Genomic DNA, 1,362 nt, shown 5'->3' on the forward strand with positions numbered 1-1,362 from the left:
AACAGCTCGCTCTGCGCGGGCGGGCAGATGGGGTCGTCCAGGCCCTGCAACAGCAGGAACGCGGCGGAGACCTTGTGCGCCCGGTGCAGCGGCGACCGTTCGCGGTGGCGCCCGGCGTCGTCGTCCGGCGGCCCGATCAGCGAGTCCAGGTAGCGGGACTCGAAGTCGTGGGTACTGCGCCGCCAGCTCGCCGGGTCCATGACGGGGTAGGCGATGGTGCCGCAGGCGTAGCGCCCGGTGGCGGCGAGCGACGCGGCCGCGGTCCAGCCGCCCGCGCTGCCGCCCCGGATCGCCAGCCGCGCCGGGTCGGCGGTGCCCTCCTCGGCCAGCGCCTCCGCGACGGCCGCGCAGTCCTCGACGTCGACGGCCCCCCACCGGCCCCGCAGCCGCTCGCGGTAGGCACGCCCGTAGCCGGTGGAGCCGCCGTGGTCGACCTGGACCACGCCGATGCCGCGCGAGGTGAAGTAGGCGATTTCCAGGTCGAGGGCGAGCGGGGCCCGGCTGGTGGGGCCGCCGTGCACCCACACGACGTAGGGCGGCAGTTCGCCGGCGGGCGCGGCGTGGCCGGGGTTGCGCGGCGGGTAGACGTGGGCGTGGACGTCCCGGCCGCCGGGGCCGGTGAAGGTGCGGACGCGCGGCTCGGGGTAGAGGGCCGGGTCGACGGGGTCGGTGTGCCGGGCGCCGATCACACGGGCGCGGCCCGTGCGCGTGTCCAGCTCGACCACCTCGTACGCGGTGCGCGGACCGGCCGCGACGCCGACGACGCGGGTGCCGTTCGTCGCGAGGGTGGCGGCCCACTCGGTCCACGGTCCGGCGGCGTCGACCAGTTCGCCGGTGTCCGGGTCGAGTATGCCCAGCCCGGTGGGGCCCCGCCCGTGGACGACGGCGATCAGCCCGCCCGCCAGCGGGGCGAACCAGCGCTGGCCGACCCGCCACAGCGGGCCCGCGAACTCCTCCTCGCGCGGGCACAGGGCGGTGCTCCGCCCGCTGTCCGGGTCGACGCGGTGCAGATTCCACCACCCGGTGCGGTCGGTGACGGCCAGCAGCCCGCCGTCGGCGGCCCACTCCACCTGGGCCACGGACTCCTCCGGCCCGCCCAGGACGGTCCGGACGTCCGTGAACCGGCCGCCGGGTCCGATCCGGGCGGTCTTGAGCTCGGTGCCGTCCCACGGCATGCGCGGATGGTCCCAGGCGATCCAGGCCGCCCGCCGGCCGTCGGGGGACAGCCGCGGACCGGTGACGAAGCGGTGTGCGTCGTCCGTCAGTTCACGGACGGCGCCCCGGTCGCCGGCGGCCGAGCCGTCGAGGGGCACGGCTACGAGCACCCGGCGCAGATCCGTGGGGCCCGGGCCGGTGAACTCC

At 77.2% G+C, this 1,362-nt stretch carries 1 protein-coding gene; it reads right to left on the reverse strand.

Features of this window, described 5'->3' with window-relative positions; translation table 11 throughout:
- On the reverse strand, window positions 1-1,362 hold a 1,362-nt coding region (locus AB0K09_RS33390), incomplete at both ends, for a prolyl oligopeptidase family serine peptidase (protein WP_366069139.1).

The organism is Streptomyces sp. NPDC049577, from assembly GCF_040675635.1.
Taxonomy (GTDB): Bacteria; Actinomycetota; Actinomycetes; order Streptomycetales; family Streptomycetaceae; genus Streptomyces.